Source organism: Massilia sp. S19_KUP03_FR1 (assembly GCF_036688685.1).
Classification (GTDB): domain Bacteria; phylum Pseudomonadota; class Gammaproteobacteria; order Burkholderiales; family Burkholderiaceae_D; genus JALYUM01.
The window spans coordinates 1-16,962 of record NZ_JAQQPS010000043.1 but is presented as its reverse complement, the minus strand read 5'-3'; the positions used below and the strand labels follow the sequence as shown (position 1 = coordinate 16,962).

Below are 16,962 nucleotides of genomic sequence, written 5' to 3'. Positions count from 1 at the left end.
GTCTGACGGAAGACGACGAAAAAGCGTTTCAGCATTGCCGGATTGCAGCGGAAATGGGACATATAGAAGCGCAGCAGGAATTGGAACAACTGCGAGCACACAGGCGCGCGGGCGGTAGGGGTGATCAATGAAGTACTGACAGAGTGTCGCCACGACCATCGGAGACACGCCTGATCCTACATGACGGAAACGAGGTTCCGGCGCGCTCGCGCTCCCGAACCTGATCCAACGTGCGGCAGCGGCCAGCCAGGCCATCGCCGTTGACGTGGAGGGGCTCTGGCGCAGGTGCCGGTGCTGACGGTCAGGCCAGAAACCTCTCTTGTCAGCCGTTTCACTGTCGACCCCGGTGGGAAATTTGATTGACCCCACTATCGGTGAGACCATATGAACGTCGACCAGTTCAGCGGTTGGAATTGCGCCGAGATCCGCAACACCAAGGCGAGCGTTTATTGTCGGGAGTAATAGCGACTTGAATGCGACTTAATGTGCCTCAGAGCAGTGGTTAGACCTGATTAATTTCGTCAACAGCGATGCAAGCAGGGAATTGCCAAAGTGAAGCAGATTCTGTAGGGGGCGTGCCTGTCCAAGGGTTTTGTGAACTGGTAAACGAAGGGCCGGGTCATTGTGGTAAGGAGATATATCAATGGTACGAGCTGGCTTATGCTTGCAGCATTAACCAATCATACAGCGGCTATCTGTCTGAGCAAAAAATACGCAAGGCTTAGGTTCGACAGCCGGGCAGATCTCGAAACTACCTTGCTCAACTACTTGAAGCTGTACAACCATCACATTCCGCAGCGCGCCATTGGCTCCAAAACGCCAATTCAAGCGCTCAAGGAATGGTAGCAAAAGAAACCAGAGTTATTCGTCAAATGCGTTCGCTACCAGACGAGGCTTGACATCTAGCAGATCGACATCAACACCGCGGCGGTGGCTGAAATTAAGATTATTAAATTCTCTGTATAATCGATGGAATTAAATATAAGAAGCCATGAAAAAATCGGAAGTTAATAAAATTATTTGAAGTGGATTTAGTCGGATACTAATTCCAGCTGGATTTATTGCCGTAAAGAACGATTGTATATTTAGACGCGCCACACCGTTTGGATTTCAGGAAATTGGATGTCCAGTATCGGATTATAATCCGATGTTCAGGTTCACATTTTACGTCTGCATTCGCTTCGATGCGGTTGAGGATATTTTAAATCCACTGCTCGCCAGATCAAAGGAGTATTGGGGCGTTTCTCGCTCCGTGACGTTGAATCTGGATTTCTTTGTTGGGGAAAATTTGTCATTTATGGTTCACAATCTGCGCGAAATTGAGACTGCGTTCGTAGAGGTTGAGAAAATTCTGCAGCGCAAAGTATTCCCGATGCTTGATGAGTGCAATGATCTTCCAGCACTTGAAAGGTTGTTAAATAATAAAATTATTGTCAGGCCACTTGAATCTGAGGCGAACGCTGGTGTAGTGGCAGCGGCGTTGTGTCACAAGAATGATTTTACAGAAATCGTCTCACGGCACCGCTATGCGATGAATGGCTATATCGAGCCGATTCGACTAAGGTTTGAGATGGTTGTCTCACATTTAACGAAAACCTTTTTTTGATGATCGACACGCGCATGACGGCCACGTTTTTAGTGCATGTCGGAATGGGCGTAGCCATACAAACAGGTGAGCTTACATATCGTCATGGAGCGACGGTAAACTTCCTCCAACAGAGCGACGCTGCGCTTCACGGTACGGCCAGTGAGCGATACGCCAATCTGCAGCGAACTGGCGGCAAGCTTGGCGCAAGGTACAGCGGCGACGTTCCAGCCTATGGTGTCGCGTTCGATGGGGCGGCGACCTGCTGGCAGTGCGTGTGATCAGCGGTCCCGCCCACGGCACGTTGAAAGTTGGCGCGGACGACAGCATCGGCTACCGTCCGGCGGCGAACTTTGTCCGCCGGCTGGTGCGATTTTTTGGTACTGTACGCTGATGGCGACGCCTTGATTATCACGATGAGCGAACTGCCGGTGCAAGGTGCGTTGCAGATCATGCGCTGCGGCGCCTGGGTCGTCGGCACGGCCGGTGTCAGAAGTATTTCCAAATTCCTGATCCGAGCGTCGAAGCACCTCCGTAGCGCCGCAACAATTGTCCGACGATCCTGTGGTGTCTGTCTTCGCAGCTATCGTGCCCGTGCCAATCCGCCGCAGCGGCCAGCCAGATAAAACATCAGCCAGTAGTCGGGAATGTCGATTTCGATAGAGGAACCATCCGTATCCAAAGCCTCCCGGATTGCCGCGGCGGTGTCAGTCACGGCATCGTCGCTGACTGCCCTTACCTTGCGATGGCGTGCAAGATACACGTCCACAGCGCGCGTGAATAACGTCCGGTTTTCAGGGTTAAGCTCGAGCGTCAGGTCGAAACTGGCATCGTCAGCAAGGTGTTCGTGGTCTTCACCGGCCAGTTCCAGCAGCTCCCCCAAGAATGCGTATTCGGCCGGATTGAAGCGGATGGATGCACCGGCCGCCAACGCCTGGCAACGCTGCGCATAGAATTTCATTGCCTGGCTTGTGTAGAACTGCACCTGCGCGTCTTTATTACCAGGCAATATACTGGCTTCGACCTCTGGCGCGTCATCGCCATAGACCGCATGAATTGCGGCGGAGATAGCGAGTGTTTCGTCGGATGCTGGCAAAAACGTTTCGTCAGCTGTATGGTCTTCGAAATCCGTGCCCGCATCTTCAAGAAACCAGGCGATGAATCCCAGTTCGTTTACATCGAGTAAGGGAGCATTTGTATTTTTCATATTGCTTCGGCATAGCTAGCGTTGAGGATAGTGAAACTGTGGAATGCGGTATGAAATCCGCCACTTGCAGTATGCGCAATGGCGATGAAAAAGTCGACGTTCATGTTTGATACACTGCGAGTCGTCGAAGCCTGGCCGGCGGGTACACAGATCGCGTATGGTTGGCTGACAGGCGGAACGCTTCGCTCAAGATCGCTGCGCTTGATTCAAATGGCATCCTGTTCCACGCCCCAGCGTGATCGAGCTCGGCACCTACATGAGCCACACCGGTCGTTATTTCTGCCGAGGTAAAAAAAGCCGCGCTCGTACTGCGGGACAGACGTGCCGTGTGGCCGCTCCGGTGGTGATAACACTATTTTTAACAAGACCAGAGGAGGACATTCTAATGATCAGATGTGCTTGCCTGCTTTTACTGGCCGGCGTTGCCAGGAAAGGCTTTGCCCAAACCTCATCCCCGGTTTCGAGCCCTTCGCTGTGCCACTCAGGTGAGCAAATCTACCTCTCCTGTACGGTCGAAAAGGGCGCGAAGCAACTTGCACTCTGCGGTCGCGGTGACGACTCGCGCGCGACGCCAGACAACTATCTTCAATATCGGTACGGTACAAAAAACCGCATCGAGTTGCTGTATCCGGTGGTTCGCTCCGAATCAATTGCGAAGTTCGAGCAGCATACGATTTACCAGAAAACAGCGCGCACGAGCGCATATGAAATACATTTTCGAAATGGTCAATTCGAGTATGTCGTCTACAGCTACCAACATCCTGCGGGAGATGATGAGCGCGACGGGTACATAAGCGATGCCGGCGTACGGGTTGCGAGGGACGGCAAAGCGCTTGCGGATATTCGTTGTGAAACTTCGACGATCGATCAGTTGATCCAATTCGAGCGTTTGCGCTAACAGCGACGCAGCAACGCTGGCGTGCACACATCCATGCAACATGCCATGAGGGAATACATCGTAATCCTATGCAAGTAACCACCGGTATGCCATAGTGGGCGTGACCGCCAACCCGTACTTCCCCAGATTGCCCATGACTTCCATCCTCCGTTCCCCCGTTATGTCAGCCGAGAAGCGCACCCTCGGCTCGCCCCATGCCGCGCCCGCCGCACTCCCGGCTACACCTGTGTCCGCGCCGACCCCGGCAGCGCCCGCCAAGCTGGCCGTGCCGAACATGGACGCCTTGCTGGCCCAGGCGCGTGAATCGGTCCTGGCCCAGTTCAAGCAGGAAGCCGAGACGGCGCGTGAGCTGGGACGCCAGCGCGGCTTGCAGGAAGGGCGGGCGGCCGGTACCGAAGCAGCGCGCCGCGACGCCGAAGTGGAACTGGGCCGGATCCGCTCCATCTCCGGCAAGCTGCACGACGCTGTCGGGATCCAGTTGGGCGGCCTCGAGGACGTGGCGGTTGCCATCGCCTTCGAAGCAGTCTGTCGCATCCTGGGCAGCACCGCGGCGACGCCCGGCGGCATCCGCGCGCTGGTGCGCGAAGCGACTGCGCGCGCGGCCGGCGCCGAGCGCGTGACGGTGCGCCTGCATCCGGGCGACCTGGCGGCCCTGCAGGCAGCCGGCAGTCTCGATGAGAAACTGGCGTCGGGAACTGGCGTGCAATGGACGGCCGATGCCGCCATCACACTCGGTGGCTGCATGGTCGACACCGATGGCGGCACGCTCGATGCGCGCCTCGACACCCAGGTCGACGCCTTGCGCGTGGCGCTGCTGGCGGCGCGCGGCGTCTAACCCGGCCGCGTCGGCTCGAGCAGGCGCGCCACGGCGGTCGTCATGGCTGCCGCAATCTCCGGGCTCGATTCCATCGTGCGCTGCACCTGGTCGACCATCGTGTAAAACGCCGGGTCGTTGATCAGTTCTTCGCCCAGCTCGGCCAGCAGCACCGATTCCAGGAAAATCCGGAACGCCTTGCGCCCGCGCTCGGGGTCGAGCGGATCGAGGGCGCGCACGCGCTCGGCGAGCAGGCCAGCACTGCGCTTGCGCACCGCCGTATTCGCGCTGCTGGCGCTCGCGCCGGCACGCCGGTTTGCAGCGCCGGCCGGAACCCGCGCACCCATCTCGGCGCGAATTGCCGCCACGATCTGCTGGACCGGTCCGATGGTTGTCATCGCGAGTTTGCCCGCGTCACCACGCCAGGTCGCAGGCGCGCATTGCGTGCATGCTCTTCCTGAGCTGTTCGAGTGCGCTGCGGTGAAGCTGCGAGACGCGGCCTTTGCTAATACCCATGGAGTCGGCGATCTGGTTGAAGGGGAGGTGGTTCAGATAGTGCGACTTTATCACCAAACGCTCGCGCGGCGGCAGGCCCGCGACCAGCGCCTGCAGGCGAGCGCGCAACTGCACCATTTCAAGCGCGCCGTACGGATGGGGCGGCGCTTCCGCACCGGCCTGCGCTGAACCGGCAGCGTCTTCCAGCGTGAAGCCAAGCGCCAGGCTCAGCGCCACCTCGGCCAGTTGCTGGAACAGGTCGGCGCCAGCGCCGAGCGCCGTAGCGGCGCAGTCGCGCCGTTCGGCCAGCAAGCGCCGGCGCGTGGCAATCTGCACCCGCTTTTCGCTCAGTTGTTCGAGTCCGTTCGCCACCGCGCCCTGGATGCGGTGCGCGGCGAAGGTTTTGAACAGGTTGCCGTAGGCCGGGTCGAAGCGGTCGACCGACTCGATCAGGCCGACGGTGGCGTATTGCAGATAATCGTCGAACTCGATGTCGTAATCGACCCGCGCCGCGTACTGCCTGGCGGCCATGATGCGCGCGAACGGCAGGTAGGCGTCGATCAGTCGGCCACGCGCTGCCACGTCGCCGGCGCGCGCGGCCGCCCACAGCGCCGCCTCTTCCTGCGTGGGCAGCATCAGCGGCGCTGTTCTGGCGCGTTCCACGCTGCTTACTGGAAGGTGCCCAGCAGGGCGCGGATGACGAGGTTCCAGCCATCCATCAGCACGAACATCAGAATCTTCAGCGGCAGCGAGATCGTCACCGGCGGCACCATCATCATCCCGAGCGACATCAAGATCGTCGAGACGATCAGGTCGATCAGCACGAACGGCAGGAAGATCACGAAGCCGATCTGGAACGCCGCGCGCAGCTCGGACAGCATGAACGCGGGGATCAGCTGCACCGTCGCGATGTCGTCCACGCTGGCCGGCGTGGGCGCCTTGGCAATCTCCACCATCAGCTGCAAATCCTGTTCGCGCGTCTGGCGCACCATGAAATCGCGGATCGGGTGCAGCGCCTTGTCGAACGCCGGACCGGCCGCCAGCTTGTTGTCCATGAAGGGCTGGAACGCCTGCGTGTTGACCGCGTCGATGGTGGGCGACATCGTGAAGAAAGTCAAAAACAGCGCCAGGCTCATCAGGACTGTATTCGGTGGCGTCTCCTGCATGCCCATCGCGTGGCGCAGCATCGACAGCACCACGGTGATGCGGATGAACGAGGTGACCGAGATGAGCAGCGCCGGCGCGATGCTCAGCACAGTCAGGCCGAGCAGCACCTTGAGCGCGGCCGACACCTGGGTCGACTGGGCTGCCCCGGCGCCGATGGTGATGTCCATGCCGGGCAGGGCCAGGTCGGGTGCTGCCGCCATGGCACTACCCGCCGCAAGCATCAGCAACAGGCACGCTCCCGTGTGCAGGACTGGCTTACGCATCGACGCCTCCTTGCGGGCGGCTGCTCACGAGACTGATGCCATGCTCGCTTTCGGCCAGCAGCAATTGCTCGCCACCGTAGTCGACCACATGCAGCACGCTACGGCGCGACAGGCGCACCGACTCGGTCAGCCGCACCTGGCGCACCTTGCCTGGCCGCGCGCCCGGCACCAGGCCGAAGCGCTTGATGGCCACTGCCGCGCCGAAGGCTGCCAGTGCCGCCAGCGCCAGGACACCGGCCGCGCGCGCGGCCAGCGAGCCGCCCGAGTCGCCATCCTGCTTGAACGGGATGGCCGGTTTGGCCGGCACGATGCTGTGGGCCGCGCCAGCGTTCAATGCAAGCAGTACGGCCAGCGAGAGGCCAGGCAGGCAGCGGCGCACGAACTTGTTCACGCCTGGCCCGCCTTCGGCAGCTCGGTGATGCGCACGCCAAAATTGTCGTCGACCGCCACCAGCTGGCCGCGCGCGACCACGTTCCCTTCGAGAAGCACCTCGACCGGCGTGTCCAGCGTCGCATCGAGCTTGAGGACGTAGGCATCCTTCATGTTCATCAGTTCGTCGACGCTGAGGACCGCGCCGCCCACGCGCACGGTCAGCGTCACCTTGACGCCCCCGATGACGTCCAGGTTCCCGGACAGGATGCCGGCGCCGGTACCGGTGTGGCCATGGTGCGGCAGTTGCGGCAGTTCGACGATTTGCGCCGCGATTTGCGCCGTATTGGTATGCATGTCTTTCACGTACGATTCCTCGGTTCATTGGCAGCAGGGACGCCGCCTGGTGGTCTGGTCAGTTCGACGGCGCGCTGGCCGTCCTGCGCACCCAGATGGGCCGCGCAAAGGGCAGTGCCGCCGGGGCCGCGCAGCTGCAGCGGCGTGGTCAGGCGCATCGGCAAGGCTAGTACATCGCCCAGCGCAAGCGTGGCCAGGTAGCCCAGGGTCAGCTCGGCGCGGCACAATTCGACCGTCAGCGCGACCTCCCGGGCGGCCAGCGCGGTGCGCAGCGGAACCAAGGCTAATCCACTGGGTGCTGGCGCAGGCGCCGGTTGCATGGCGGTGGCGGGCACCAGCACGTGTACCGTCAGGGTGCCCAGCTGCACGGTGCCCAGCACGCTGCCGGCGCCGCGCTGCCAGAGTGCGGCAGGCGGCGGCGCCGGGTCCATCGGTTCGGCGGCCTGGCCGCACAGTGCCTCGGTCAGGTAGGCCAGCAGCGCTTCGCGGGCAATGGCGGCGACGGCGCCGGCCAGCGGTGAGCGCGCTGCGCCGTCCTCCAGGCCGAACACTTGCTGTTCAATCCAGGCGTCGGCCTGCTCGGGCCACGCCACGAACAGCGCGGTGCCGTCGGCCAGCATGCGCCGGCGCCAGGCGCCGGCGCGGGTCACGGGTGCGGCTTCACACGCGTCGGCGCAGGTGGCGGCATGGTCGGGCAGCATGGCCCAGTCGGCGCCCCAGTGTTCCAGGTTGGCCAGCATGCGCCGCGCCAGCAGCGTGGCGCGGCTGCGTTTGAGCAGCGAATAGGGCGTCACGTTCACGCGTTCAGCCCTTCATGTGCATCAGCGTATCGAGCATCTGGTTGGCGGTGCTGATCAGCTCCGACGATGCCTGGTAACCGCGCTGGGTGATGATGATGGCGCTGAACTGGCGCGACAGGTCGACATTCGACCCTTCCAGCGATTCCGCCGCGATGCTCGATATCTTCCCGTCGGCCACGCCCAGCACGCCGGCTTCCGCGCGCTTGCTGCGAAAGCTGGTGCCCGGTCCCTGTTCCAGTTCGCTGGTGGCGCCGAAACTGGCCAGTGCCAGTGTCTGCGGCGTGGCTTTCTGGCCGTTCGAATAGCTCAGCGACAGCTTGCCGCTGGTGTCGAACGTGGCGCTGCCCAGCGTGCCGACACTGTAGCCGTCGACCGACGATACCGCCAGACTCGACGCGCCGCTGGCGGCGCTGGTGGTACCGGCATCGAGCACGAACGTCATCGGCATCGGGGCGACCCCGGCCGGGTTGTAGGTAAAGGCTATGGTGGAAAACGCCGGCGCCAGCACGCCGTTGACGAAGCGTGCCTCGCCGGTGGCCACCGTGGTGTTGCCTTCCTTGACGGTGGCGATCCAGCTGCCTGCAGTGACGGCGGTGTTGTTTTTGAATTCGACCGACAGCGTGTGGCTGCCGCCGGCGCCGTCCGTGACCGTGATGCCGCTGACGACCTTGGTGGCGTCCGCAGTCGACAGCGTGCCAAGCAGTTTCACGGTGGCGCTGGCCGATGCCGGGTTGGTGCGCACGCCGTCGAGCGTGATGTCGTGCAGGCCGCCGTCGGTTCCGAGCGCCTGGACGTGCGCGCCCTGGTTGTTGACCAGTACGCTGTGGTTGTCGAACGTGAAGCGGCCGTCGCGCGTGTAGAGCAGGGCGCCGGTGTCGTCGCGCAGGACGAAAAAGCCCTGGCCGTCGATGGCCACATCGAGGTCGTTGCCAGTCTGGCTGACCTGGCCCTGGACGAAATCGACGGTACTGGGCAGCATCGCGAGACCGGAGCCGGTGCTGGCGTCCGCAATGCCGCTGCCGCCCGAAAACAGGGCCGAGAACTGGCTGTTGGCGCCCTTGAAACCGGGCGTGTTCAGGTTGGCGACGTTGTTGCTGATCGTTTCCAGTTGGCGCGAAAAGCCAACCAGGCCGGACGTGCCGATATTGATGGATGAAAGGGGCATGGATTCCTCGCCGGGTTAGCGGATGTTGTAGATGTCGGCGCGGGACACGCCGGTGACGTCGGTGCCGGTGGTCGGATGGACGGTCAGCGTCTGCGTGGCGCCGCTGACCGACAGGCCGGTCACCTGGCCGCTGGTAAAGCCTTTGTTGCCCAGCACATCGACCGATTTTCCCAGCAGCGCCACCGACTGGGTGGCCGTCTGCAGCGACACCAGCTGGTTCAGGGAGGTCGCCGTTTGCTGGGCGGACTCCAGCTGCGAGAACTGCGCCAGCTGAGCGACGAAGGCGCCGTTGTCCATGGGTTTCAATGGATTTTGCGCATTCAGCTGGGTGAGCAGGATGCGCAGGAAGTCCTGCTGGTTGATATGGCTGTTGGCGCTCGTCGTGACGGCGTTGACGCTATCGAGGGACATCTTATCGCTCCGTGGTCGGATGAATGATCGGTTGCAACGGCGCGGTGCCGGTTGCGGGAACGGCAGCGGCAAACAGCGCCGGTTTGCCGTTGATGGAAGCCTGTTTCAGGCGCAGTCCCATGGCGGCGACGTCGCCGGCCAGGCGCGCTACCAGTTGCTGCGAGGTGGCCGGCGCCAGGGCGCCGTCGCGGATCCACAGCTTGACGTCGTCGCCTTCGCCGGTCAGGTGCATGCGCTGCTTCTGGTAGTCGGGCGCGGCGCCGGGGTCGGGCGGGTCCGCGCGGCCCGGTGCGGACGGCAGCGCCCTGGGGAGCGGCGCGCGCACAGCGGCAACGGCGCCAATCACCACACCCGCCGGGGCCACGGACCTCGGTGTCACCGGCAGCAACACTGGCGCGGGGACAGCGCCAGGCGCGCTGCCAGACGCCCTGCGCATGCTCTCGGCTGGCACGGCGGCCACCGGCGTTACAGCGCGGGCTGCGGGAGGATCGCCTGCGCGATCCGCGCGCGCCGCCGTGCTGCTGTCATGCGCTGCAGGCACGCTGGCGCGATGGCCGGTGGCCGCACCCTCGCCGTCATGCGTTGGCGCCGGTGCCGGCGCGGTGCTGGTGGCGCGCAGCGGTGGCGGGGCGGCGGCCGCGGGCGTGCTTTTCATGCCGGCCATCTGCACCAGTTCCATCTGGCGCAGCCACGCGGCGCGCTGGTTGGCGGTGTCGACCCGGCGCGGGCCGGACGAAAATGCGTCGGGGCCGGGTGCGGCTGATTCAATCGTTGTCACGCGGTTTTCCTTCCATGTTGGCGCTGCATCCAGCTGTCGTCGGCAGCGGCGAAGTACAGCCGGGCCACCGTCAAATCGTGTTCGGCCAGGGCGCTGTCGCGGTCCCGGTCCAGGCTGTCGGCAAAGCGGCGCGACTCCAGCAGGGCCGCGCGCACTGTTTCCATCTGTTCCTGCAGGATGCGCAGCTGCGCCGATTCGCTGCCCAGCGCCTGCTGCACCCGGATCAGGTAGACATGGGCGCTGCGCTCGGCGCCGATATCGAGGATGGCGTCGACCTGGCGCTGCCCCATCAGGCGCGTGCTTGCCGCGCGCAACTCGCGGTCCAGCGCATCCACGCGGCCCTGCTGGAGAGCGACCTCGCCCTGGCTGCGGGCCAGGTCGAGCGTCAGTTCGTCGACCTTCCAGCCGGTCAGGCGGCGCACGCCGTCGAGGGCGTATTCAAAGCCGCGGCGGTCGCGCGTCATGCCGCCACCGCCAGCGCCGTGCGCAAGTCGGCCAGCGCTTCGGCGCGGCTGTTGCCGCGCCCGCCGCGCTGGCGCAGGAAGCGCGTCAGCGCGGGCGCCACCGCAATGGCGCTATCGATGGCGGCGCTGCTGCCGGCCCGGTACGCGCCCATTTCGATCAGCTGGCGATTGCGCTCGTAGGTCGACAGCAGCTCGACCGTCTCGTGCACCAGCGTCAGTTCGTCGGCATTGGCCAGGTCGCCCAGCAGGCGGCTGGCGCTGTGCAGCACATCGATGGCCGGATAGTGGCCCTGCTGCGCGAGGCGGCGCGCCAGGATCACGTGGCCGTCGAGCGTCGCGCGCAGCATGTCCGACACCGGCTCGTTGAAATCGTCGCCTTCGACCAGCACCGTGTACAGCGCGGTGATGGCGCCGCCGCCGGCCGCCGTGCCGCAGCGCTCGCACAACTCCGGCAGCTCTGAAAAGACCGACGGCGTGTAGCCGCGCGCGGTCGGTGGCTCGCCCACGGCCAGGCCAATTTCGCGGCGCGCCATGGCAAAGCGGGTGACCGAATCCATCGTCAGCAGCACCTGCTGGCCGGCATCGCGAAAGTATTCGGCGATGGCAGTGGCGGCGTAGGCGGCGCGGGCGCGCGCCAGCGCTGGCTGGTCGGACGTCGCCACCACCACCACCGAACGCGCCAGCCCGGCGGGGCCGAGTTGCTTGTCGATGAATTCGCGCACTTCGCGCCCGCGCTCACCGATCAGGGCGATCACGTTCACGTCGGCCAGCGTGTTCCGGGCGATCATGCCCAGCAGCGTGCTCTTGCCCACGCCGCTGCCCGCGAAAATGCCGATGCGCTGGCCGCGTCCGATGGTAAGCAGGGCATCGATGCAGCGCACCCCGGTTTCGAGCACCTGGTCGATGGGTGGACGGGTCAGGGGATTCAATGGCGCCGCCTTCAATGGCCGCTGCTGCAGCGTCACGGGTGCCGGCTTGCCGTCCAGCGGCGCGCCGAACGCGTCGATGACCCGGCCGAGCAGGGCAGGGCCGACGGCCACGCGCGGCATGCGGCCGGTGGCCACGACCTCGCAGCCGATGCCCAGGCCTTCGATCTGGCCGTAGGGCATGAGGATGGCACGGCCCTCGCGCAGGCCCACCACTTCGGCCAGCACCGGCGCGCCGTGACGCGGGCGGACCTCGCAAATTTCACCGATGACGGTGTCCGGCCCCTGCGATTCGATGCCCAGCCCACCGAGCTGGCGCACGTGGCCGAGCTTACGCACCAGGGGTGCGGCGCGCACGGCGTCCAGATAGCGCTGCATCAGGCGCCCCCGCGCAGGCGTTGCCAAACGCCCGGCGCCGCGCGCACGTTGCCCGCGCTGCCTGGTGCAAGGCGGGCGGCCAGTGCGCTCAGCAGCGCTGCCTGTGCACCCGGCGCCAGCGGCGCCGGCACGGTGGCTGCGAGCGCCGCGCGGCGGGCCGGGTCGAGCGCGTCCAGGAACGCCCCCCGCCATGGCCACGGCCGCAGCGCCAGCAACTGGGCCACCAGCCAGGCCGGTTCGTCGGCCACGGCCAACAGCAGCGCGGCAGCCGACGCGCGCGCGATGCTGGCCGCAGGCTCGCCGCCCGTGGCGGGCGCGCTTGAAGGCGCCAGCGCCGGATCGGCTGGAATGCCCAGCGCTTTCAGTTCACGCAGGTGGCCGCGCAGCACGCGCGCGTCGGCCTGGTCGACCTGCGCCAGGATCCAGCGCTGGTCGGCTGGCGCCAGGCCGTGCAGTAGCAGCGCCGATTGCCGGTGCGCCGTCATGGTACTTCTGCGCGCGCCGGCACGCGTGGCGCTTCCAGCCAGGCATTGACTTGCGCCAGCACTGCGCGGCGCTCGTCCATGCTCAGGTTGCGCAGCGGGGCCTGTTCGTGCCGGCGCCGTCCCAGCGCCAGCGCGCCGATGGCCAACAGCGCCACCAGCGCCGCCAGCACGATCGCGGCGACGGCGATGCGCGGGTCGGACGGCGCTTTGACGGGTGCGGTGGCCACCGTATCGGGCGCCGGCGTTGCCAGGGCCGCGATGGACGCTGCCGTCACCGGCATCGGATTGGCCAGCTGGTCCATTGCATACACGGAGACCGCGTCGCCGCGCTGGCGGTCGATCCCGGCCGCCAGCGCCACCACGTCGCGCAGGCGCTCGAGCTGTTCCTGGTCCTGGTTGGCGCGCACCACCACGGCGACGTTCACACGCGCGATGCCTCCCGCGCCGGAAACCACCTGCTCCACCCGGCGTCCCACCTGGTAATCCGATTCGCGGCTGGTCGGCGCCGGATGGTCGGCGTCGGCGTCGGCGGTCGCCGCCTGCGTGGTCACGCGTTCGCGCACTTTCACGCCCGCGCCGGCACCGGTGCCGGTGCCGTTGCCCAGCACGCTCTCAGTGGTGACCTTGGTCTGCGTATGGCCCAGCGTCACGTCGACGCTGGCAATCGCCAGGCCGGCGCCGAAGGTGCGGTCGAGAACATCGGTGACCTTCTTTTGCAGATAGCTTTCCAGGGCGCGCTTGTCGTCCAGGCCGTCGCTACCGGCGCCGTCGTCGGCCGGGCCCTCGGCGCTGCGGCGCGTCAGGGCGACACCGTGCTGGTCGACCACGGTGACGTCGGCGGCGCGGATGTCGGGCACGGCCGCGCTGACCAGGCGCTGGATGCCCTGCACCTGCACCGGCTGCAGCGTATGCCCCGGTTTCAGCGCGATGGAAATCGACGCCTTGGCCTGGCGTGAGGTTTTCTTGAACAGGCCCTGATCGGCCAGCACCAGGTGAACCCGGACCGACTGCACTTCGTCCAGCGCCATGATGGTGCGGGTCAATTCACCCTGCAGCGCACGCTGGAAGTTGACCTTCTGGGTGAACTCGGTCATGCCCACTTCGCTCGTGTTGAACAGTTCGAAGCCGACCGCGCCGCGCAAGGGCAGTTCGCGGCCCACCAGTTTCAGGCGCGTCTTGTGCACCTGGTCGGCCGGCACCAGGATCGTGTTGCCGTCCCTGGCGAGGCGGTAAGGCATTTTCAGCTTGTCCAGTTCGGACGTGATGGTGGCGGCGTCCTGTGGCGCCAGGTCGGCGAACAGGACTTCGTAGTCGGTGCGCAGCAAAAGCACGCCGAGCGCGATGGCCACGCCGACAATGGCGATGACGCCCAGCAGCAGGCCGGCGCGCGCACTGCGGTCGAAACGGTCCCAGAATTCTTGAATGGCGGTCACGGTGCTTCCCTTACATTTGCATCTGCATCAGCTCGTGATAAGCGTCGAGCAGGTGGTTACGGACCTGCATCACGAGTTGAAGTGAAACCTTGGCCTGTTCCAGGTCGATCATGACCTGGTGCAGGTTCGAAGCGTCGCCGGCGGCGAGCCGCTGTACGCCGTGGTCGGCCACGGCCAGCTGACGATTGACGTCGGCGAGCTGCTGGCTGAACCAGGTGCCGAACGCGGCGCCGGGCGCAGCGCTTGCTTCCGGCTGTGCAGCGCCGATCGGGTTGAGGGGCGCGAGAAAGCCGATGGCGTCAATGTTCATTGGCCGCCTCCCAGCTCGAGCGCTTTGAGCGCCATCGTCTTGGCGGCGTTCATGGCCACCACGTTGGCTTCGTAGGCGCGCAGCGCGCCGGCCAGGTTGACCATTTCGGTGACCTGGTTCACCCCTGGCAGCGAAACAAAGCCCTTGGCGTCGGCGTCCGGGTTGCCCGGCTCGTACAGGTGGCGCGGCGCGGCGCCGCTTGGCTCGATCTGCACCACGCGCGCGCCGCGCAGCTGGTTGGCGCCGGCCAGTTGCGTAAAGCCGGCGGCAAAACTGCCCTGTGCCTCGGTGACCTTGACCGACAATGGCTGGAAGGCCTTGCCGTCGGCGCCGCGCGTGCTGTGGATATTGGCCAGGTTGACGGCAATCGTATCGAGGCGGATTTTTTCCACCGTCATGCCGCTGGCGCTGATAGCAAAGGCGTTACGGTAGTCCATCAGCGTTTCCCTTCATTGACGGCGGCGCCGAGGATCGCCATGTGCTTGCCCAAGGCCTTGAGCAGCGCCTCGTACTGCACGGTGTTCTGCGCCATGTCGGCCACTTCCATGTCGAGCATGGCGGTGCGGTCCAGGCCATCGACGGCCGGGGCGCGTGCCAGCACCGGGTGCACGCCGGCCAGCATCGCGTGCTGGACCGGTGTGCCATTGCCCAGCGCAGAGCGCAGCGCGCCGAGCTGCTCTTCGAAATTCACGCGCATCGGCGCGAAGCCCGGGCTGTTGACGTTGGCGATGTTGTGCGCGATGGCCTGGTGGCGCATGCTGGCGGCATCGAGTGCCAGCGACACCATCTCCACCGTGATTGCTTCCGAATGTCCAAACATGACTGCTCCTTGTAGATGGCGGGTTACTGGACCACCAGGTCCGCGTGCAGGGCGCCGGCCGCCTTGACTGCGCGCAGGATCGAGATGATGTCGCGGGTACTGGTCTTGATGCGGGTGAGTGCGGAGATCAGGTCGGCGACCGTATTGTTCGATGCGCTGACATAGCCGGTTTCGTCGCGCTCGCTGACGCGGATGCGCGAATTCGACACCAGCTCGGTGCGCACGCCGTCGCCGGCGCGGCCTACCACCAGCGGCTGCGACACCAGGTTGTCGGTGACGATCGACAGTTTCAGGTCGCCGTGCGAGATGACCACGCGGTCGATGCGCACATTGCCGCCCGAGACCACGGTGCCGGTGCGCTCGTCGACTACCACGCGCGCCCGGCTGTCCGGTTCCACGGCCAGCTTCTCGATGCGCGTGACGAAATCGACCAGGCGTGCGCGTGCCGCTTCCGGCACGGCGATCTCGATCCCTTCGGCGTCCTGCGCATGGGCGAGCGTCTGGCCGAATGCGCCATTGATCGCCTCGGCGATGCGGGCGGCCGTCGTGAAGTCGGCTTCGGCCAGCGTGAAGACCATGGTGCCGTCCGTGCGCAGCAGGTTGGCGCGCACGGGTGCTTCGACGGTGGCGCCGGCCGGGATCGAGCCAACCGTCGGGTGATTCTTCTGCGCGACGTTGCCGTTCAGGTCGAACTTGTAGCCGCCGACGAACAGCGCGCCCTGGGCCAGTGCGTACACCTTGCCGTCCGGGCCTTTTAACGGCGCCAGCAGCAGGTTGCCGCCGGTGAGGCTGCGCGCGTCGGCCAGCGACGTGACGGTGACGTCGAGCGTGTCGCCGGTGCGCGCCACCGGCGGCAGGCGCGCGGTGACCATCACGGCGGCCGCGTTGCGGCTGAAGACATCGTCGGGCGGCACGACCACATCGAACTGGGCCAGCACATTCGCGATCGACTGGCGCGTGGCCTTGTTGCCGGGCGAGTCGCCGGTACCGGCCAGGCCGGTGACGATGCCGTAACCGACCAGCGCGTTGTCGCGCCAGCCGGCGAATTTACCGAGGTCTTTCAGGCGCACGCTGTCGGCTGTCGCCGGGGTGGACAGCACCAGCGTGCACAGGATGGCGGCCAACAGGCGCCGCATCACAGCCCCACCCAGTTGAACAGGCGCGACCAGAGGCCGGGGCGCTGGCGGTTCGACAGGTCGCCGTCGCCCAGGTAGCTGATCTTCGCGTCGGCCAGACGCGAGGACAGCACCGCGTTCGCTTCGGTGATGTCGAGCGGGCGCACACGGCCTTCGACGCGGATCCGCTGGCGGTCCGAATTGATCTCCAGGAGCTGCTCGCCGGCGACCAGCAAATCGCCATTCGGCGCCACGCCGGTCACGGAGACACTCATCTGCGCCAGCAGCTTGCCCTGGCGCTGCACGCTGCCGCCGCCATTGAAATCGTTGCCCATGCCGACGGCCGCGGCGTGGCTGTGCTGGTCGGCGTTTGCGCGCAGCGATACATCGTTGCTGCGCTTGAGGGTGGTGTCGGCACTGGTCGTGGCGCTCGAGTTTTCATAGATCAGCACGGTCAGCACGTCACCGGGCAGGTGCGCACGCTTGTCGGCGGCGAGCGGACGAAACGTCTTCTCGTTGTACAGGTCGTCCGCCGCGGCGGGAAACGCGAGCGTCGCCAGCAAGGCGGCAAGGAGGCAGCTGCGGGCTGCGGTTGTGATGGCCATGGGTGGTGTCATTTCGCGGTGATTTGGACGCGCCCGGTGCCGGTGACATCGGCCCGGACGACCTGCATTGCGCCGGCCGGGCGCACCTCGATGCGCTGGCCGATGGCGCCATCGGCC

22 protein-coding genes and 1 pseudogene are annotated in these 16,962 nt (G+C 65.2%); 4 read left to right on the top strand and 19 right to left on the bottom strand.

Annotated features, from left to right (window positions below):
* Window positions 1-723: 723 nt before the first annotated feature.
* Window positions 724-846: pseudogene (locus V6M87_RS26555) on the top strand (IS481 family transposase); the annotation flags it as partial.
* A gap of 301 nt (window positions 847-1,147) precedes the next feature.
* The gene (locus tag V6M87_RS26550; RefSeq protein ID WP_332879683.1) at window positions 1,148-1,606 is read left to right on the top strand and encodes a hypothetical protein; all 459 of its coding nucleotides are present in this window, start codon (window positions 1,148-1,150) and stop codon (window positions 1,604-1,606) included.
* Between the two features lie 562 nt (window positions 1,607-2,168).
* Here V6M87_RS26550 and V6M87_RS26545 read toward each other — a convergent pair.
* The gene (locus V6M87_RS26545) at window positions 2,169-2,792 is read right to left on the bottom strand and encodes a hypothetical protein (protein ID WP_332879682.1); all 624 of its coding nucleotides are present in this window, start codon (window positions 2,790-2,792) and stop codon (window positions 2,169-2,171) included.
* A gap of 235 nt (window positions 2,793-3,027) precedes the next feature.
* On the opposite strand from V6M87_RS26545, the gene V6M87_RS26540 reads away from it, so the two are divergent.
* Both V6M87_RS26540 and V6M87_RS26535 read left to right on the top strand, forming a co-directional pair.
* A complete protein-coding gene (locus V6M87_RS26540; RefSeq protein ID WP_332879681.1) occupies window positions 3,028-3,690 on the top strand; it encodes a hypothetical protein in 663 nt (220 codons plus the stop codon).
* 133 nt (window positions 3,691-3,823) lie between these two features.
* A complete protein-coding gene (locus V6M87_RS26535) occupies window positions 3,824-4,525 on the top strand; it encodes a FliH/SctL family protein (protein WP_332879680.1) in 702 nt (233 codons plus the stop codon).
* Here the strand turns inward: V6M87_RS26535 and V6M87_RS26530 are convergent.
* The 18 genes from V6M87_RS26530 to V6M87_RS26445 are packed head-to-tail and all read right to left on the bottom strand — an operon-like array spanning window position 4,522 to window position 16,845.
* Window positions 4,522-4,902, bottom strand: a complete 381-nt coding sequence (locus V6M87_RS26530) for a hypothetical protein (protein WP_332879679.1) — start codon at window positions 4,900-4,902, stop codon at window positions 4,522-4,524. The two genes, V6M87_RS26535 and V6M87_RS26530, sit on opposite strands and share 4 nt — an antisense overlap.
* A gap of 16 nt (window positions 4,903-4,918) precedes the next feature.
* Window positions 4,919-5,662: a sigma-70 family RNA polymerase sigma factor gene (locus tag V6M87_RS26525; protein ID WP_332879678.1), complete on the bottom strand. Its 744-nt coding sequence runs from the start codon at window positions 5,660-5,662 to the stop codon at window positions 4,919-4,921.
* A 5-nt stretch (window positions 5,663-5,667) separates the two neighbouring features.
* The gene (gene fliP / locus V6M87_RS26520) at window positions 5,668-6,429 is read right to left on the bottom strand and encodes a flagellar type III secretion system pore protein FliP (RefSeq protein ID WP_332879677.1); all 762 of its coding nucleotides are present in this window, start codon (window positions 6,427-6,429) and stop codon (window positions 5,668-5,670) included.
* Window positions 6,422-6,820, bottom strand: a complete 399-nt coding sequence (locus V6M87_RS26515) for a flagellar biosynthetic protein FliO (protein ID WP_332879676.1) — start codon at window positions 6,818-6,820, stop codon at window positions 6,422-6,424. Before V6M87_RS26515 ends, fliP begins: the two co-directional genes overlap by 8 nt.
* Window positions 6,817-7,155: a FliM/FliN family flagellar motor switch protein gene (locus V6M87_RS26510; RefSeq protein ID WP_332879684.1), complete on the bottom strand. Its 339-nt coding sequence runs from the start codon at window positions 7,153-7,155 to the stop codon at window positions 6,817-6,819. The genes V6M87_RS26515 and V6M87_RS26510 overlap by 4 nt, the downstream gene beginning before the upstream one ends.
* A 5-nt stretch (window positions 7,156-7,160) precedes the next feature.
* Window positions 7,161-7,955 (bottom strand): FliM/FliN family flagellar motor C-terminal domain-containing protein, encoded by a 795-nt coding sequence (locus V6M87_RS26505; protein WP_332879675.1) that lies wholly within the window; start codon window positions 7,953-7,955, stop codon window positions 7,161-7,163.
* A 4-nt stretch (window positions 7,956-7,959) separates the two neighbouring features.
* Window positions 7,960-9,120, bottom strand: coding sequence for a flagellar basal-body rod protein FlgF (gene flgF / locus V6M87_RS26500; protein WP_332879674.1), 1,161 nt, complete (start codon window positions 9,118-9,120; stop codon window positions 7,960-7,962).
* Window positions 9,121-9,135: 15 nt separating this feature from the next.
* The gene (locus tag V6M87_RS26495) at window positions 9,136-9,531 is read right to left on the bottom strand and encodes a flagellar hook assembly protein FlgD (protein ID WP_332879673.1); all 396 of its coding nucleotides are present in this window, start codon (window positions 9,529-9,531) and stop codon (window positions 9,136-9,138) included.
* Between the two features lies 1 nt (window position 9,532).
* Complete coding sequence (locus tag V6M87_RS26490; RefSeq protein ID WP_332879672.1) at window positions 9,533-10,309, bottom strand: hypothetical protein; 777 nt, start codon at window positions 10,307-10,309, stop codon at window positions 9,533-9,535.
* A complete protein-coding gene (locus tag V6M87_RS26485) occupies window positions 10,306-10,773 on the bottom strand; it encodes a hypothetical protein (protein ID WP_332879671.1) in 468 nt (155 codons plus the stop codon). Before V6M87_RS26485 ends, V6M87_RS26490 begins: the two co-directional genes overlap by 4 nt.
* The gene (locus V6M87_RS26480) at window positions 10,770-12,077 is read right to left on the bottom strand and encodes a FliI/YscN family ATPase (protein WP_332879670.1); all 1,308 of its coding nucleotides are present in this window, start codon (window positions 12,075-12,077) and stop codon (window positions 10,770-10,772) included. The genes V6M87_RS26485 and V6M87_RS26480 overlap by 4 nt, the downstream gene beginning before the upstream one ends.
* Window positions 12,077-12,562: a hypothetical protein gene (locus V6M87_RS26475; protein ID WP_332879669.1), complete on the bottom strand. Its 486-nt coding sequence runs from the start codon at window positions 12,560-12,562 to the stop codon at window positions 12,077-12,079. The genes V6M87_RS26480 and V6M87_RS26475 overlap by 1 nt, the downstream gene beginning before the upstream one ends.
* The gene (fliF, locus tag V6M87_RS26470; RefSeq protein WP_332879668.1) at window positions 12,559-13,995 is read right to left on the bottom strand and encodes a flagellar basal-body MS-ring/collar protein FliF; all 1,437 of its coding nucleotides are present in this window, start codon (window positions 13,993-13,995) and stop codon (window positions 12,559-12,561) included. The genes V6M87_RS26475 and fliF overlap by 4 nt, the downstream gene beginning before the upstream one ends.
* A 10-nt stretch (window positions 13,996-14,005) precedes the next feature.
* A complete protein-coding gene (gene fliE, locus V6M87_RS26465) occupies window positions 14,006-14,305 on the bottom strand; it encodes a flagellar hook-basal body complex protein FliE (RefSeq protein WP_332879667.1) in 300 nt (99 codons plus the stop codon).
* Complete coding sequence (gene flgC / locus V6M87_RS26460) at window positions 14,302-14,742, bottom strand: flagellar basal body rod protein FlgC (RefSeq protein WP_332879666.1); 441 nt, start codon at window positions 14,740-14,742, stop codon at window positions 14,302-14,304. Before flgC ends, fliE begins: the two co-directional genes overlap by 4 nt.
* Window positions 14,742-15,125, bottom strand: coding sequence for a flagellar basal body rod protein FlgB (locus tag V6M87_RS26455; RefSeq protein WP_332879665.1), 384 nt, complete (start codon window positions 15,123-15,125; stop codon window positions 14,742-14,744). The genes flgC and V6M87_RS26455 overlap by 1 nt, the downstream gene beginning before the upstream one ends.
* Window positions 15,126-15,148: 23 nt before the next feature.
* Complete coding sequence (locus tag V6M87_RS26450) at window positions 15,149-16,261, bottom strand: flagellar basal body P-ring protein FlgI (RefSeq protein WP_332879664.1); 1,113 nt, start codon at window positions 16,259-16,261, stop codon at window positions 15,149-15,151.
* The gene (locus V6M87_RS26445; protein ID WP_332879663.1) at window positions 16,261-16,845 is read right to left on the bottom strand and encodes a flagellar basal body L-ring protein FlgH; all 585 of its coding nucleotides are present in this window, start codon (window positions 16,843-16,845) and stop codon (window positions 16,261-16,263) included. Before V6M87_RS26445 ends, V6M87_RS26450 begins: the two co-directional genes overlap by 1 nt.
* Between the last annotated feature and the right edge of the window lie 117 nt (window positions 16,846-16,962).

Coding starts and splice junctions, on each gene's coding strand:
- fliE (WP_332879667.1), bottom strand. CDS start 14,305: ATGAACATTGACGCCATCGGCTTTCTCGCGCCCCTCAACCCGATCGGC.
- V6M87_RS26530 (WP_332879679.1), bottom strand. CDS start 4,902: ATGACAACCATCGGACCGGTCCAGCAGATCGTGGCGGCAATTCGCGCC.
- V6M87_RS26535 (WP_332879680.1), top strand. CDS start 3,824: ATGACTTCCATCCTCCGTTCCCCCGTTATGTCAGCCGAGAAGCGCACC.
- fliP (WP_332879677.1), bottom strand. CDS start 6,429: ATGCGTAAGCCAGTCCTGCACACGGGAGCGTGCCTGTTGCTGATGCTT.
- V6M87_RS26550 (WP_332879683.1), top strand. CDS start 1,148: ATGTTCAGGTTCACATTTTACGTCTGCATTCGCTTCGATGCGGTTGAG.
- V6M87_RS26480 (WP_332879670.1), bottom strand. CDS start 12,077: ATGCAGCGCTATCTGGACGCCGTGCGCGCCGCACCCCTGGTGCGTAAG.
- V6M87_RS26545 (WP_332879682.1), bottom strand. CDS start 2,792: ATGAAAAATACAAATGCTCCCTTACTCGATGTAAACGAACTGGGATTC.
- V6M87_RS26495 (WP_332879673.1), bottom strand. CDS start 9,531: ATGTCCCTCGATAGCGTCAACGCCGTCACGACGAGCGCCAACAGCCAT.
- V6M87_RS26445 (WP_332879663.1), bottom strand. CDS start 16,845: ATGGCCATCACAACCGCAGCCCGCAGCTGCCTCCTTGCCGCCTTGCTG.
- V6M87_RS26475 (WP_332879669.1), bottom strand. CDS start 12,562: ATGACGGCGCACCGGCAATCGGCGCTGCTACTGCACGGCCTGGCGCCA.
- V6M87_RS26450 (WP_332879664.1), bottom strand. CDS start 16,261: ATGCGGCGCCTGTTGGCCGCCATCCTGTGCACGCTGGTGCTGTCCACC.
- V6M87_RS26485 (WP_332879671.1), bottom strand. CDS start 10,773: ATGACGCGCGACCGCCGCGGCTTTGAATACGCCCTCGACGGCGTGCGC.
- flgC (WP_332879666.1), bottom strand. CDS start 14,742: ATGGACTACCGTAACGCCTTTGCTATCAGCGCCAGCGGCATGACGGTG.
- V6M87_RS26455 (WP_332879665.1), bottom strand. CDS start 15,125: ATGTTTGGACATTCGGAAGCAATCACGGTGGAGATGGTGTCGCTGGCA.
- V6M87_RS26510 (WP_332879684.1), bottom strand. CDS start 7,155: ATGCATACCAATACGGCGCAAATCGCGGCGCAAATCGTCGAACTGCCG.
- flgF (WP_332879674.1), bottom strand. CDS start 9,120: ATGCCCCTTTCATCCATCAATATCGGCACGTCCGGCCTGGTTGGCTTT.